This window comes from Streptomyces sp. AM 2-1-1 (assembly GCF_029167645.1).
GTDB lineage: Bacteria > Actinomycetota > Actinomycetes > Streptomycetales > Streptomycetaceae > Streptomyces.
Map to the genome: position 1 here is coordinate 2,514,582 of NZ_CP119147.1, position 14,302 is coordinate 2,528,883.

The window sequence follows — 14,302 nt, forward strand, 5'->3', positions numbered from 1 at the left end:
GCGACCATGCGCGTCGGATCGGCGGGCGGTGTCCGGTGCGGTGCACCGCACGGCGGAGGATTGCCCGTGTACGGGATGTACAGGGGCAGTCCGACCATGCCGTGAGGTGCCGTGCCGGGCGCCGCCCGTCCGGCGGCAAGGGTTCGAAAGACGGCCTAGTACCAGTGGTTGGACTGCCAGAAGGACCAGGCGCCGCAAGGGCTGCCGTAGCTGGCGTTCATGTAGCTGAGGCCCCACTTGATCTGGGTGGCCGGGTTGGTCTGCCAGTCGGCGCCCGCGGAGGACATCTTGGAGCCGGGGAGCGCCTGGACCAGACCGTACGCGCCGGAGGAGGCGTTGACCGCGCGGTAGTTCCAGGTCGACTCGTGGTTCACGATGTTGCTGAAGCACTGGAACTGGTCGGCGGGGATCATCTGCCGCGCCATCGCCTGGACCTCGGCGACGGAGTAGGAACCCTGGGCTGCGAACGACGTGGCGTCGCGCACGGCCGACCGGCTGGCGCGCTGCTCGGCGTCCTTGGCCTCCTGCGCTTCCTTGGCTTCCTTCGCTTCCCTCTCGCGCTCCGCCTGGTTCTCGGCCGCCTGCTTCTTGACCTTGGCGTCCTTGGCGGCCTGCAGGCGGGCCGACTCCTCGGCCGACTTCTTCGCGGCGGCGTTGGCGGCGGATGCCTGGGCATCGGCCTGCTGCGTCAGCGAAGCGGTCTGGACCTGGGCCTGGTGGCCCACGGGGATGTCTGCGAGCAGCGTGGTGTCGGCTGCGGTCGCCTCGAAGTTGTTGTCGTCGACAGCGGGAGTGCTGCCCGAAGCAACGCCTACGACGGCGCCAACGGTGGTGACCGCGGTGGCTGATGCCACTGCGAACCCCCGGACCGAGATCCGGCTCACACGGTGTCCTTCCAGCATCGCCCGCTTAGGTGACCTCGCGGGCGCGATCGTGCCCCTCTGACACTGGCCTCCCTACTGCTTGGGTCACGGGAGGCACGGGCCCGGTGGGCAGCTTCCTTCACGGAAGTGCCACGTGGTGCTCGCGGGCGGCATACGGAGATCGGTTGTTGAGTTGTGTGGTGCTGAGCGCCTCGGAAGGCACCTGGTTTCCGTATGCGGGGCCTGACGGAAGCAAGACTCTGCCGGAGAGGGACGCCGAGAAGCAATTCCCTGTTGCGTGGGAAAGCTCACACGCTGCTTATGCCACCCGTTTGACGGAAATGACGGCGCGGCATGAAGCCGCCCGGCTAAGCTGCTTCGCTCGCCGGGCGGCTTCAGGGACATGCGGGACAGATTGCTGAATCCGTCGCGTTCTTATCCTTCTTCGAGCATTTCGGTCACCAGTGCGGCGATCTGTGATCGTTCGGAGCGGGTGAGGGTCACATGGGCGAAGAGCGGATGGCCCTTCAACTTCTCGACCACGGCGACCACTCCGTCGTACCGGCCGACCCGGAGGTTGTCCCGCTGGGCCACGTCATGCGTGAGCACTACACGTGAGTTCGCCCCGATACGGGACAGAACGGTCAGCAGGACGTTGCGTTCGAGAGACTGCGCCTCGTCGACGATCACGAACGCGTCGTGCAGCGAGCGGCCCCGGATGTGGGTGAGCGGCAGGACCTCCAGCATCCCGCGCCCCAACACCTCCTCGATCACCTCCCGCCCGGCCACCGCCGAGAGCGTGTCGAAGACGGCCTGCGCCCAGGGGCTCATCTTCTCGGCCTCGCTGCCCGGGAGGTAGCCCAGCTCCTGGCCGCCGACCGCGTACAACGGCCGGAAGACCATCACCTTCTGGTGCTGGCGGCGCTCCAGGACGGCTTCCAGGCCGGCGCAGAGCGCCAGCGCGGACTTGCCGGTGCCGGCCCGGCCGCCGAGCGACACGATGCCGACCTCCGGGTCGAGCAGCAGATCGAGCGCGATCCGCTGCTCGGCGCTGCGGCCGTGGATGCCGAACGCCTCCCGGTCCCCGCGCACCAGGCGGACGTTGCCCTGGGCCGTGACCCGGCCGAGCGCCTTGCCCCGCTCGGACTGGAGCACCAGGCCGGTGTGGACCGGGAGTTCGGCGGCCTCGGGGACGTACAGCGTCTCCTCCGCGAAGAGCAGGTCCACCTGTTCGCCGGAGAGCGGCAGTTCGGCCATGCCGGTGTGCCCGGAGTCGGTGATCGCGAGCTCGGCGCGGTACTCCTCGGCGAGCAGTCCGACCGACGACGCCTTGATGCGCAGCGGAAGGTCCTTGGAGACGACCGTGACGTCGTACCCCTCCGCCTGGAGGTTGCGGGCCACCGCGAGGATCCGTGAGTCGTTGTCCCCCAGCCGGTAACCGGCGGGCAGAACGCCGGGGTCGGAGTGGTTGAGTTCGACACGGAGGGTGCCGCCCAGGTCCCCGAGGGGGATCGGCGCGTCGAGCCTGCCGTACCGGACACGGAAGTCGTCGAGCAGGCGCAGGGCCTGCCGGGCGAAGTAACCGAGCTCCGGATGGTGCCGTTTGGCCTCCAGTTCCGTGACGACGACGATCGGCAGCACGACTTCGTGCTCGTCGAAACGCGCCATGGCGTTGGGGTCGGCCAGCAGGACGCTGGTGTCGAGAACATACGTGCGCCTGTCGGGCATGCGGCGCTTTGAGCTGGTCACCACGGAAGGACGTACCCCCTCGGACGAGGTCGGGGAGTGCGACGGGCGTCGCGGAACTTCCCGGAGGAAGAGGACGGACCGGGTTCGGACCCGCATACGAGGGCCGAACGCCGGCCCTCCGCGTCGGACGTACGGTGCGTACGGTCCTTCGTGTGCAAAGGGCCTCCCGGGTGGACGGTCCGAAGGGCCGTCCACGTGACGCGACGTCCGCCTGGTTACCGACCGGACGTCGACCTGTCAGGGGTATGCCCTCGAACGCCCGAAGCCATGCCACGGGTTGCGCCACGGTACGGAGGCGTCCAGGTGGACACGTGGCAACCGCCGGCAGACCTCCGGTGAGCCGGCCGGGAGGGTGCCCCCGGCCGGCGGGGACACCCCCGTGGGCGTATGCGCATAAGAGGGGAGTACGTGACGTGCGTGCGCGGGGCGGGAGCGGTGGCCCCGTGCGACGGGGCGGTGGTCCTCGACGGGGCGGTGGTCCTCGACGGGCGCCGAGGACTCCGGCGCGGTGGCTCAGGCGCCGTAGCGACGGTGGCGGGCGGCGTAGTCGCGCAGGGCCCTCAGGAAGTCGACCTTGCGGAAGGCCGGCCAGAAGACCTCGCAGAAGTAGTACTCGGAGTGCGCGCTCTGCCACAGCATGAAACCGGAGAGCCGCTGCTCGCCGCTGGTACGGATCACGAGGTCGGGGTCGGGCTGGCCCCGGGTGTAGAGGTGCTCGGAGATGAGGTCGGTGGAGACGACGTCCGCCAGTTCCTCGAAGGTGGTGCCCTTGTCGGCGTGGTCCAGCAGCAGCGACCGGACGGCGTCGGCGATCTCCTGTCGGCCGCCGTAGCCGACCGCGACGTTCACGATTATCCCGTCGACGTCGGCGGTGGCCTGCTCCGCCTCCTTGAGGACGGTCTGGGTGCGGGCGGGGAGCAGGTCCATGGTGCCGACGTGGTGGACCCGCCACCGGCCGTCCGCGGCCAGGTTCTTCACGGTGTTCTCGATGATGCCGAGGAGCGGCTTCAGCTCGCCCTCGGGGCGGTCGAAGTTGTCCGTCGACAGCAGCCAGAGAGTGACGACCTCGACATCGGTCTCGTTGCACCAGCCGAGCAGCTCGGAGATCTTGTCCGCGCCGGCCTGGTGCCCCTGCACGGCGGAGCCGCCCGAGGCCTTCGCCCAGCGGCGGTTGCCGTCGAGGATGACTCCGATGTGCTTCGGCACCTGGGAGTGGTCGAGCCGGCCTTCCACCCGGCGTGCGTAGAGCCCGTACACCAGGTCGCGCAAGTTCACTGAGTTCACCCTCTCGGTTCCGCACGGGTCATCAGGCCCGACGCCCCTGTCGCGGGGACACGGGGGCCGCCCGTGAGGGGAGGGCCGTCATGTCCGCACGGCCCGCGCGGACATGCGCCGCGCCGCGCGCCGGCATTCCCCCGAGCCGTCACATTACTGCGGGAAGGCGGCACCGGCCCAACCCGGTCCGTCACAACTGCTCGAAAATCGGAGAATCGCGAGCGCTCTCCCCCTCCTGGTGCCACCGCGTCGCACGGCGACTGCGGGGAGTGCCGGGCGGGGGACGGGGCCGGAGTCGAGGGCCGCGAAGAGCGCGGGGGCCGGGCGGGTGCGGGGGGCCGGGCGGGGGCCGGGGCGGGCCGGGCGGAGCGGGGCATAAAAATTCGGGCCGGTCCGTGGGGGGATACGGACCGGCCCGAGGGGGGAGCCCCACCCTAACCCTTCGTGAGCGTTTTCGTCCGCCACGCCACTCCACCCTCACTCTCCGGATGCGCGGCGCTCCGCTCCGGGCACGGAACAGGACATTCCGGCCCGGTGGAGACGGTGCGTCGGGGCGGCGCGGCGTGGCCGGAGGGGCGGCGCGGCGTGGCCGGAGGGGCGGCGCGCTCAGCGCGGGTGGAAGCGGATCTCCAGTGCGTCGCCGGCGACGACCACGAAGTCACCGTTCTCGCAGTGGATGACGGACTCCCGCACCTCGTCCTTGGCGTCCCGGCTCTCGCGCGCCCCGGTGACCGTCCAGCCTCCCCCGTACGGCGCGGGCGGCAGGCTGTGCAGCGGCCCGTGTGCCCACAGTCCGGCGGGTACGCACCATTCGGGCAGATGGGGCCAGGTGCCCGCGGTCACCCGGAGCGTCCGGTCGGAGGCGCAGGTCATCAGCACGGACCGGTCGTCGGCGAGGACGAACTCGACCGCTTCGGGGCCGCCGGCCCGGCCGTCGGGGCGGTAGAAGACGCCGTGGACGCCGATGATCCGCGCGCCCCGGAGCCAGTCGGACCTGCCCGAGCGGTGTCGGCCGGCCGTCCCTCCGGGCTGCTCGCTCCCCACGACACGCTCCCTCTCTCCGTACGACCCCGTCCAGGATCGCACTCTCCGGCACAAGACGGCGCGAGGGGAGGGAGGTTACCTTCCCGCTCCCCGAAGCCCGTTCTGGGGGGCGTCCGTCGGCTTGCGCGCCTCCACCAGGAAGCGCGTCGTACGGGCGGTGAACGGGCCCTCCGCCTCGATCCTGCGGTGCAGCGACTCCAGTTGCGGCCGGTAGGCGTCCACGGTGAACCCCGGCACCATCCAGACGACCTTGCGGAGGAAGTGGACGACGGCCCCGATGTCGAAGAACGCGGTTTCCAGCGACTCCGACCGCAGGTCGGTGACCACGAGCCCCGCCGCCTCGGCCTCGGCGCGGGCGCGCTCGGGGTCGCGGGCCGCGTACGCGGAGGGCGGCAGCGGGCCGCGGAAGTGCTCGACCAGGGCGAAGACGCTCGCGGGACCCACCTGCTGGGAGAAGTAGGTACCGCCGGGGGCGAGCACCCGGGCGATCTCCTCCCACCATGTGGTGACGGGGTGCCGGCTGACCACCAGGTCGAAGGCCCCGTCCCCGAACGGCAGCGGCGGCTCGTCCCCGTCCACGACCACGGCCACCCCGCGCGGGTGGAGCAGGGCGGTGGCCCGGGCCACGTTGGGCGGCCAGGACTCGGTGGCGACCATGAGCGGCGGGAGCGTGGGCGCCGAGGCCAGTACCTCTCCCCCGCCGGTCTGGATGTCGAGCGCGGCCCTGGCGCGGCCGAGCCGCTCGGCCATCGCGCGGGCGTACCCCCAGGACGGGCGCTGCTCGGTGGCCCGCCCTTCCAGCCAGGAGAAGTCCCAGCCGTCCACCGGCACGGCCTCGGCCTCGGCCACCAGCGCGGCGAAGCGTTCGGCGCAGGCGCCGGTGAGGGGCGGCGAGGGGGTGTGCCCGGAGGCCGGGGGGAGGGCGCGGTCCGGGGAGGCGGGCGGCTGCGGCGGCTGCTTCGGCATGCCCGCAGGGTCGCAGGGCCGCGCGGCGTCCGCGAGCCGTTTTCGCGGCGGTCATCGCAGGGCGCCGAGCACGACCCCGGTGAGCGCGCCCGCGATCATGAAGGGGCCGAACGGGATGCCCGTACGGCGGTGGGCGCGCCGCAGCACCAGCAGTCCGAAGCCGTACACCGCGCCGTAGAGGAAGCCGGCGAAGCCGCCCGCGACGAGGACGGGCCAGCCGTACCAGCCGAGCACCACGCCGAGGGAGAGGGCGAGCTTCACGTCGCCCCGGCCCATGCCGTTCGGGTTGATCAGGTAGAGGACCAGGTAGAAGCAGCCCAGCGCCGCCCCGCCGAGGAGCGCCCCGGTCCAGGAACCGCCCGGCCCCGGCAGCAGGGACGCCGCACCGAGGAGGAGGACGGCGGCTCCGGCCAGGGGCAGTGTCAGTGCGTCGGGGAGCCGGTGGACCCGGTGGTCGACTGCGGCAAGGAGGACGGCGACGGGGGTGAGGAGCAGCCAGACGAGGAGTTCGGGCCGCGCACCGGTGGCGGCTGCCAGCACGGCACAGGCCACGGCGCTCACCACGGCGACGAGCACCTGCGGTGCGTACGGGGCGGCCGCGGGGGCGTCCCGTGCACACACCGCGTCCTGTGCAGACGCCGCGTCCTGTGCGCACGCCGCACAGCGGGCGCTGCCCAGCCAGCCGCGACCGCGGCGGGGGCGGGCACGGGCGACCGGGCCGGGGGCGGCGGTGGGGGTGGGGGCGGCAGTGGGGCCGGGACCCGAGTGGGCGTGGTGGGCGGGGTCGGGGTGCGGAAGGGGTCGGGCGAGCGGGTGTCCGGCGGGGCACGCGTCGCGCCACTCCTCCTCCGGCTGCACGGAGAAGCGGTACGCGGCCCGGGGGATCAGCGATCCGGCGGCGGCGCCCCAGGCGGCGGCGAGGGGCACGGCGGCGATCCAGAGGGCGTCCACGTGCCGACCCTAATCGCCCCGCGCCTCCGGGGTCTTGGGCCCAGGGGCCCACAGACGGTGGGCCGGCACGCCCGGCTCACCGTCCCCGCCCTTCCCGTCTCGTCGCTCCTGCTCCCGCTCCCTCGCCATTCCCGCTCCCCGCTCCCTCGCCGTTCCTGCTCCCCGTTCCCCGCTCCCTCGCCGTTCCTGCTCCCCGCTCCCTCGCCGTTCGTGCTCCCCGCTCCCTCGCCACCCCTTCGCTCCTCCTTCGCCGTCCACGCCTCGGAGAGCCGTGGTGAGCGCTACGGTCGGTGCCCATGGGCAGATGGCGCGATGGCGACGGAACACTGACCGTGGGCACGGGCGGCGAGGCGCGGGAGATCCCGCTGCGCGTGGCGGCCTCGTACCGGGCTCGTACCCGGGGGCTGCTCGGAGAGGACGGGATCGAAGGGGCGCTGCTGCTCACGCCCTGTTCGAGCGTTCACACCTTCCGGATGCGGTTCGCCATCGACGTGGCGTACCTGGACCGGAAGTTCAACGTCCTCGCCGTGCGCACGATGGAACGGGGCCGACTCGGCCTGCCCCGGCTGCGCGCCCGCCACGCGGTGGAGTCCCGGGCCGGTGCGATGGACGCGTGGGGGCTGCGACCGGGCGTCCGGCTCGCGGTGCGGACGGGGGACGGGGAGAACCCGGCGGGTGGCTGAACTCCGCCGTGGTCCGTGGCGTTGCCGGGCTCGTGATCAGGTGGGGGCGGACGGAAGTTTCGCGGCCTGGGCGGCGACGAGCGCGGTGGGGATGACCGGGACCTGGTTGTCCAGGTAGTTGGCCGCGGCGAAGACGACGACGGTGGCCCCGCCGCGTACGACGGTGAAGACCAGCGGGCTCGACACACCGCCGGCGGCGAACATCAGCCGGTAGGCGAGACCCTCTTGACCCGCGCGCGGGGCCGGGAGCGCGGTGACGGAGGAGTACACGGACGGCCCCTCCTCGCCCCGGGTCCGGAAACCGTCCGCGCAGGCAGAGACCGCCTGCCGCACCCGGTGGAGGAGCGACGCGGCGCCGTCGTGGCTGGAGTACGTGGCCAGCAGCAGCGTCACCACCGTCGTGGCGTCCTGGCCGGTACGGGACGCGTCGAGCGCGGTACGCAACACGGTGGCGGCAGGCGGCGGTTCGGGGGACAGGTTCACCAGTTCGACGAGCGGCGCGCAGGCGGGGTTCTCGGACCGCTCGGTGCCCCGCACCTCCTCGTACCGCAGGGACGCGATGTCGTACCCCGGCAACTCGCCGCCGTGCAGCGCGATGCCGGGCAACGCGGCGGCTTCGGAGGGTGGGGTGGCGGCCGCGGCCGGGTCGGGGTCTGCGCGGGAGTCGGTAGCCACCGCATGGGGAGTGGTTGTTGCCGTGGCAGTCGCGGTCCCGGCCGTGGCGCCCGGATGGGGGCTCATTCCTTCGGCCGCCCGGCCGGGCGGCCCGCAGGCGGCCGCCACGAGACAGAACGCCACGGCGGTGACGCCCACTGCCGTGCGCTCGTACCGTCTCCTCATCGCCCCACCGTCCTTCTCCTGCTCCGGGTGCCCGCTGATCTGCTGTCCGCTGTCCGCTATCTGCTATCTGCTATCTGCTATCTGCTAGCCACTGTTCCGGTATCCGCCGCTCCGGGTATCCGCTTCCCTCGCGTACGGTCCGGAACCGCTGCGCACCGCACCTCGTCGGCCGGGCGGTCGAGCCCTCCGTTCGCGCCCGCGTCGACGGCGACAGCGACCGGCAGCGACGAGACCATCCGCGACGGCGGCGACACCGGCGGCGATGTGGGTACGCCGGCGCCCGTCGTCGCTCCTCCCGTGAACGTACCGCCCTGCTCGAACTCCCTTGCACACAGGTCTGTTTCCGGGCCGTTTCCCGAACGCCCGCGGCCCTCCCGAATGGGCCTCGGACGAGGGCCCGGGACCCGTGCCGGCGCGCCGCTCCCCGCCTACCCCGGAGGGGCGAGCGCGCGTCGGGAGGGGGTGGACCGTGAGCGGTAGCGGCCGGGAGGACGACCGGGGCCCGAACCACGGGGAGCCCGGAACGGGCGGGGTGGAGCGGGCGGCAGCCCGCTCCCCGCCCCGATGCGCAGCCGGACGGCGGGAGCGCTCGTCCACCTGGCCCGGGACCTCATGGTCCACCGGGCGCGGGACGGGACGCTCGGCACCGCTGAGCTGCGGGAGCGCTTCGGTGGGCGGCTGGGCCTGTTGCGTCTGCCCGGTCTCGCCGTCACCGCCCTCGCCGTACTGGTCGCGGCCCGGCTCCTCTCCGACGACCACCGGGCATTCCGCGTGCTGTATCCCCTCACACCTGCCTGGCCGGCCCCGCTCGTCGGCGTCGGCTACGGCTACGCCGTCTCCGGGGAGCTGATGGCGGTCGAGGGCATGCGCCCTGATGCCGGCCGTCTCGTTCGTCGCTGGTGCGGCCGTGGGCGTCGCGGCGGACCGGCTGCTGGAGGACCGCGCCGACATTCTGCCGCTGCCGCGCTCGCACCCGTACGGCCGGCACGGCAGCGGAGGACGGACGGGCGGCCACGACTGGCGGGCGCGGGGCCACCGGTAGGGGCGATGGGGTGAGGGGGCCACGGGGCCACGGGGCCACGGGGCCACGGGGATGGTGCCCGGCTCACGTACGCGTCGTGAGCCGGGTATCGCCGCAACCCGTTACCGGGAACTCAGGAAGTGGTGCCCCGCGGGAAGGAGACCTCCACGCGCCGGTTCTTCTTCCGGCCTTCCTCGGTGCCGTTGTCCGCGATCGGGTACTCCTCGCCGTACCCACGGATCTCGAAGGTGACCTCGGCGCCGAGCTCCCTGGAGAGCACCGCGTGCACGGCCTCCGCGCGCTGCTTGGAGAGCACGTCGCCGTGGGCCGAGGAGCCGAGGTTGTCGGTGAAGCCGAAGACCCTGATCTGGGTGGCGTTCTGCGCCTTGATCTCGGCCGCGATCGCCTGGATCCGGGAGTTCGCCTGCGGACTGAGCGTCGCACTGTCCTTGCCGAAGAGCACCTCGGCCTGGAGCGCGAACTTGATCGACTGGTTCGAGTCCTCCCGCCGCTCCTCGCCCCCCATGTCCTCGACGACCTGGACGATGTCGAGCACCTTGCCGGGGGCGAGCGTGCCACCCTCGGGCATCCGGAGGTCGGGATCGTTGTCGTCGAGGGGCACCGGGGCCTCGGAGGTGGCCTCGGTGCCGGGGGGCACGGAGGGCCCGTCGTCGGCCAGTGCGGGCGCGCCGCCGAACAGGGTCACTCCGGCGAACAGCATCACCGTGGCGACGGGGATGGCGAAGTGCCTGCGCCGTGCTGGGGTCAACCGCATGTCAGCCATCCGCGCACTCACCCGGAGATCTTGAGGGACGTGGTGGCGAAGGTGGGCAGGGTGAAGTCGACCTCGGTGGTCGTGGCGGGCGGGGCGGGGAACTGCATGAAGACAGGAACGGAAGCGCCCTCTACCAGCGGAGCGATACCGGTGGTGCATAGGCAGCGACTCTCCGTGTCCCGCAGAACGTAATAGCGCTTCTTCCCCGACTTGTCCACCAACGTGGCGCCGGCGACTGAGTTCGGGTTGCTTCCGCTGACCGAAGGCTCCGTTCCGGCCCACCCGCTGGAGTTCTGGACCCTGTCGCTCACATTCTTGATCTCTCCCTGAACCGTCATGAACCCGCCGGAGTCGCGGACTACCTGATTGATCACCAGAGTCAGTCCGCGTCCCCGAGCCTCGGCGAGCTTCACATTCGGGTCCACATCCTCACCAGCAGCAGTGTCCTGCTGCTGCTCCCCTTTGTCCTCCGAGGACGGGGTGGCGGATGCTGTTACCGGGGGAGCGCCCTCCTCAGCGGCCCCGTCGCCGTCATCACCGCCGCATCCGGAGAGTGTGAGGACGAGAGCCGCCGCAGCCGAAACAACAGCCACCGCCCTTCGGGATGTGATCGCGCGCCGAATGCTCATGGGTCGAATCCTCTACTCGTCGTTCGCTGTCATCTGTCGACCAAGTGCACGTCGAAGAGAATTTTGCTCACGCTGGACCACAGCGGAGGGCTGCTTGGCCGAATCTCGGCCATCTTTCCGTTGTCGCAGGTGAAGAAGTAGACGTCCTGAACGCCGTCCTCGTTGAGGTCCACCGACGTCCATTCGCACCGGAACTCAACGATGGCGGTTGCCTCCCTCGTCGCGTGGGTGTCACCGGACCCCGGCAGAACAGACGACGCGACCGCATCTGTGCCTTCCACCCTGGTGGTGATGGAGTCACGGAACCCACCCTCGGAGGGTTCACAGCTCGTAAGTGTCGCGTCGTTGTCGGACGCCAGACTCTGAGCTGCCGCGCACCCGCCGATGAGGGGGGATCTTCCGAGGAACACCCCGAGTGAGTCGGTCCAGAGAGCCTCTATGAACGGAGCTTCGAACTGTTCTCGAGCGGACTGCCCGGCCGCAAGCGCCGAGGCGTCTGCCGCTCCCTGCGCCTCATTGCGAAGAGCAGACGCCTTGCCGACAGCGAAGAAGGCCAACGCGAGGAAGAGCAGGCCCGCCACCATCATGATGTAGATGGGGAAGGCCTGCCCTGCATCGGGGCGAGTATCGCGACGCATCACTGGGTAACAATCGAGTCCACCAGGTTCCGGATCTTCGTGCTGATCGCCGAGCCGATACCGGTCGCCACGATCGCGCCGATGATCGCCACGACCACCAGGATGATGCCCAGGTACTCGAACGCCGTCTGCCCCCGGTCCTTCGCCGTGTACCGCTTCTGGATCGCGGAGACCGTCGTGTTGGCCCAGCCATTGACGCGGACGGCGGTCTTCAGGGTGATGTTCGACATGGTGGTGGTCCCCTCCTGGTCCGGCCGGCCGTTTACCGGCCAACTCGCACGACTCTGTGATGCCGCTTCGAGCACCGGCTTCCTCCTGGCCGGTGCGGTCCGCGACGTGAGAAACATACGACTGGGAGATCCGACTGCCAGAGGGCCCCAGGACCCACTTTCGGGCCCAATGACCGCCCTGGAGAGACTCGTTGCGCATTGCGACGCGCCGAGCCCAGTCGCTCGCCGACATTCTGCCGATGCCGAGACCCATACCTACCGTCCTCCGGCCAGGTCGGTACCGGCCTCCGGCGCCGTGCCGAGCCATCGGGCTATGGCCTCACTGCGGGTGCGGCTGGACAGTTTGGTGAAGATCCGGTTGATGTGATTCTTCACCGTCTTCTCGCTGATGAAGCAGGTGGCAGCGATTTGCTGATTGCTCATCCCAGAAGCAATGAGCTGCATGATTTCCACCTCCCGCGAACTCAGCTTCTGCTGAACCAGGTTGATCGGATGCTGGACACTCCTCACCGACCACGACTGTCCCACATCTGGTTGCACTTGCGAAAGCCCTTCCCCCGTTTCGAAGGAGCGTGCCCCTGAGCCGGGCCGCTCGACGTGGGTTGCCGCCTGCGCACCGACGTCGTACGCCCTCATGCGGGCGCCCAGACCGTCCGGGAGTGGATTGTGGCGCATCGGTGCGTCCTGGCGCATGTGGGCAAGCAGCGCGTCCGCGGCGGTGGTGGTGAAGTGGGCGCGGCCGTCCTTCGTGTCGCGAACCGCACGTACGAGCTCGTCGGCGGTGAACTCCCCGTGCACCAAGTAGCCGCTAGCACCCAGCCGGAGTGCTGCACGGACGATCTCGCTCTCGCGGCTGTACGTCAGCATCAGCACTGGTGCGATTCGCACCAGATGGGGCAGTGCGGAGAGACCGTCGACTCCGGGCATGCGAACGTCCAGCAGCACGACGTCCGGCCGATGCAGATGCGCCATGTCCCACGCTTGCCGACCGTCCGACGCCTCAGCCACCACGTCGATGTCCGCCCGCCCGGACAGAAGTGCTCCGAGCCCTGCGCGGACCACAGGGTTGTCGTCGGCAACGACCACCCTCAGTGGGACGGTCGCGGGGGCGTGTGCAAACGGGGGCAGCGGAGACTGCGGCGCTTCTGGTGTCGCCCTCCCTCCCGCGGCGGTGCCCTCAAGGGCATACGGGTCAGTCACGCGCTCTCTGGCGTCCGCTGTGGGCCCTGACCAATGCGGCCTCATCGATCGTGTGTCGTCGTCCGGCATGCTGCGGCCTCCTTTCTCGCTCTGCGTGTGACGGTGTGGACGGCAGTCTCCACCGCGGCCGCCGACGCCGTGGCGTCGACGCCTGATGCAGCGAGCGGAAGATCGAGGCGTACCTCGGTGCCTCGTTCCGCCCTGCCCCTACCGATCCGTATCCGCGCACCGATCGACGCCGCACGCTCGACCATGCCGACCAGACCGAAATGACCACCTCGGCGGAGTCCGTCGAGCGTGGTGCCGGCCGGCAGACCCTGGCCGTCGTCATAGACGCTGATGCGCAGGACATCGCCCTTCAACCCGACCAGGACGACGACATGGCTGGCGCTCGCATGTCGGTGCGCGTTCTCCATGGCTTCCGAGACGACGGTCAGCAGTTGGCGTGCGACCACATGCGGCACAGGGGGCACATGGACCGCTCCGTAGGACCGAAAAACCGTGGAGACGCCATGCCTGGTCTCGAATTCGCATGCTCGCTGGCGCAATTCGGTAAGAACATCCACTCCACCGTCCAGGCCTGACTCCCTGCGCAGATCGGTGAGAAGTTCGCGCGACTCCGCAGCTGCCCTGCGGGCGGATCGCGCGACGAGCTCGGCCTGACGCCGAACGGTGAGGGGGTCCGCCCGACCGGCCGAACCGGCAAGGCCCTCGGCAGCCAGCGCGAGCCCGTGCAGAGTTTTCGCCACGGAGTCGTGCATCTCTCTCGCAAGTCGGCTGCGCTCCCCCATTACCGCTTCATTGATGGCGAGGCGACCTCTGGCCTCCGCGAGCGCTTGGCTGGCCATCCCGAAGCGGAGGAGAAGATTGCGAAGGGTGACGCCGACGGCGCCTGCGATCACGCAGAAGCCCGGAAGGAGCAGAACCGTGGCGTCGCCGCCGCCAAGGCCGGGGACGGTGTTGTACACACCGAGGACGATCACGATTTGTACCGCCGCAAACACTGCGGCACCTCTCCAGCCGTAGACGAGGCCCGCCAGCAGGGGCGTACACACGGTCACGTAGGCGAGGGTCGAATCGGGGGTGGCGGTGATCAGGAGCAGGGCTCCGAGACAGACGTCGATACCGAGAATCCAGCGGTGTCGCAGCAGTTGCGGGCCAAAGCGTTCCCAGTCGCGGAAGAGTGCGTACGACCCCATGAAGGTGACGAGGATCGCAGCGCCGATGAGCCATGTGGCCGCGCCAGGTGCTGTGTTGCCGATGGCGAAGGGGGTGGCGACGGTGATCATCGCCAGCCGAAATCCGAAGACCTGGCGGCACATGGCTTGAAGAGCGTTGACTTGAATGGCCAGCGCCGGTTTCGACTGCACCTCGTCCGCACCGGGGGTCGTCTCACGGACCCAGAACCGCCACCGTGCCACCCGTTCACGGAACACCG

15 protein-coding genes are annotated in these 14,302 nt (G+C 70.6%); 2 read left to right on the forward strand and 13 right to left on the reverse strand.

Annotated features, from left to right (window positions below; all coding sequences use genetic code 11):
• Positions 1-155 precede the first annotated feature (155 nt).
• The 6 genes from PZB77_RS10565 to PZB77_RS10590 form a co-directional block, all read right to left on the reverse strand.
• Positions 156-884 (reverse strand): lytic transglycosylase domain-containing protein, encoded by a 729-nt coding sequence (locus PZB77_RS10565; protein WP_275492319.1) that lies wholly within the window; start codon positions 882-884, stop codon positions 156-158.
• Between the two features lie 414 nt (positions 885-1,298).
• Positions 1,299-2,615, reverse strand: a complete 1,317-nt coding sequence (locus PZB77_RS10570) for a PhoH family protein (RefSeq protein ID WP_275492320.1) — start codon at positions 2,613-2,615, stop codon at positions 1,299-1,301.
• Between the two features lie 510 nt (positions 2,616-3,125).
• Positions 3,126-3,887, reverse strand: a complete 762-nt coding sequence (locus PZB77_RS10575; protein ID WP_275495999.1) for an isoprenyl transferase — start codon at positions 3,885-3,887, stop codon at positions 3,126-3,128.
• Positions 3,888-4,493: 606 nt separating this feature from the next.
• Positions 4,494-4,931 carry a hypothetical protein gene (locus PZB77_RS10580; protein WP_275492321.1) on the reverse strand — a complete coding sequence of 146 codons (438 nt, stop codon included), beginning with the start codon at positions 4,929-4,931 and terminating at the stop codon, positions 4,494-4,496.
• A 75-nt stretch (positions 4,932-5,006) separates the two neighbouring features.
• Positions 5,007-5,897 (reverse strand): class I SAM-dependent methyltransferase, encoded by an 891-nt coding sequence (locus tag PZB77_RS10585; protein ID WP_275492322.1) that lies wholly within the window; start codon positions 5,895-5,897, stop codon positions 5,007-5,009.
• Between the two features lie 51 nt (positions 5,898-5,948).
• The gene (locus tag PZB77_RS10590; RefSeq protein WP_275492323.1) at positions 5,949-6,848 is read right to left on the reverse strand and encodes an A24 family peptidase; all 900 of its coding nucleotides are present in this window, start codon (positions 6,846-6,848) and stop codon (positions 5,949-5,951) included.
• A gap of 296 nt (positions 6,849-7,144) precedes the next feature.
• Between PZB77_RS10590 and PZB77_RS10595 the strand changes: the two genes are divergently transcribed.
• Positions 7,145-7,531, forward strand: a complete 387-nt coding sequence (locus PZB77_RS10595) for a DUF192 domain-containing protein (RefSeq protein ID WP_275492324.1) — start codon at positions 7,145-7,147, stop codon at positions 7,529-7,531.
• A gap of 36 nt (positions 7,532-7,567) precedes the next feature.
• Here PZB77_RS10595 and PZB77_RS10600 read toward each other — a convergent pair whose 3' ends face one another.
• On the reverse strand, positions 7,568-8,206 hold the full coding sequence (locus tag PZB77_RS10600) for a hypothetical protein (protein ID WP_275492325.1): 639 nt from the start codon (positions 8,204-8,206) through the stop codon (positions 7,568-7,570).
• A gap of 729 nt (positions 8,207-8,935) precedes the next feature.
• Here PZB77_RS10600 and PZB77_RS10605 point away from each other — a divergent pair.
• A complete protein-coding gene (locus PZB77_RS10605; RefSeq protein WP_275492326.1) occupies positions 8,936-9,427 on the forward strand; it encodes a hypothetical protein in 492 nt (163 codons plus the stop codon).
• Positions 9,428-9,525: 98 nt separating this feature from the next.
• Here PZB77_RS10605 and PZB77_RS10610 read toward each other — a convergent pair whose 3' ends face one another.
• The 6 genes from PZB77_RS10610 to PZB77_RS10635 all read right to left on the reverse strand — a co-directional run bounded on the left by PZB77_RS10610 (position 9,526) and on the right by PZB77_RS10635 (position 14,234).
• Entirely contained in the window at positions 9,526-10,113 is a 588-nt protein-coding gene (locus PZB77_RS10610) for an OmpA family protein (protein WP_275496000.1), read from the reverse strand.
• 71 nt (positions 10,114-10,184) lie between these two features.
• Positions 10,185-10,796 carry a hypothetical protein gene (locus PZB77_RS10615; RefSeq protein ID WP_275492327.1) on the reverse strand — a complete coding sequence of 204 codons (612 nt, stop codon included), beginning with the start codon at positions 10,794-10,796 and terminating at the stop codon, positions 10,185-10,187.
• Positions 10,797-10,825: 29 nt separating this feature from the next.
• Complete coding sequence (locus tag PZB77_RS10620; protein ID WP_275496001.1) at positions 10,826-11,434, reverse strand: pilus assembly protein TadG-related protein; 609 nt, start codon at positions 11,432-11,434, stop codon at positions 10,826-10,828.
• Complete coding sequence (locus tag PZB77_RS10625) at positions 11,434-11,664, reverse strand: hypothetical protein (protein WP_275492328.1); 231 nt, start codon at positions 11,662-11,664, stop codon at positions 11,434-11,436. Before PZB77_RS10625 ends, PZB77_RS10620 begins: the two co-directional genes overlap by 1 nt.
• A gap of 255 nt (positions 11,665-11,919) precedes the next feature.
• Positions 11,920-12,933 carry a response regulator gene (locus PZB77_RS10630; protein WP_275492329.1) on the reverse strand — a complete coding sequence of 338 codons (1,014 nt, stop codon included), beginning with the start codon at positions 12,931-12,933 and terminating at the stop codon, positions 11,920-11,922.
• Complete coding sequence (locus tag PZB77_RS10635) at positions 12,906-14,234, reverse strand: histidine kinase (protein ID WP_275496002.1); 1,329 nt, start codon at positions 14,232-14,234, stop codon at positions 12,906-12,908. The genes PZB77_RS10630 and PZB77_RS10635 overlap by 28 nt, the downstream gene beginning before the upstream one ends.
• Positions 14,235-14,302 lie beyond the last annotated feature (68 nt).

Coding starts and splice junctions, on each gene's coding strand:
- PZB77_RS10585 (WP_275492322.1), bottom strand. CDS start 5,897: ATGCCGAAGCAGCCGCCGCAGCCGCCCGCCTCCCCGGACCGCGCCCTC.
- PZB77_RS10595 (WP_275492324.1), top strand. CDS start 7,145: ATGGGCAGATGGCGCGATGGCGACGGAACACTGACCGTGGGCACGGGC.
- PZB77_RS10605 (WP_275492326.1), top strand. CDS start 8,936: ATGCGCAGCCGGACGGCGGGAGCGCTCGTCCACCTGGCCCGGGACCTC.
- PZB77_RS10610 (WP_275496000.1), bottom strand. CDS start 10,113: ATGCTGTTCGCCGGAGTGACCCTGTTCGGCGGCGCGCCCGCACTGGCC.
- PZB77_RS10615 (WP_275492327.1), bottom strand. CDS start 10,796: ATGAGCATTCGGCGCGCGATCACATCCCGAAGGGCGGTGGCTGTTGTT.
- PZB77_RS10620 (WP_275496001.1), bottom strand. CDS start 11,434: ATGCGTCGCGATACTCGCCCCGATGCAGGGCAGGCCTTCCCCATCTAC.
- PZB77_RS10625 (WP_275492328.1), bottom strand. CDS start 11,664: ATGTCGAACATCACCCTGAAGACCGCCGTCCGCGTCAATGGCTGGGCC.
- PZB77_RS10630 (WP_275492329.1), bottom strand. CDS start 12,933: ATGCCGGACGACGACACACGATCGATGAGGCCGCATTGGTCAGGGCCC.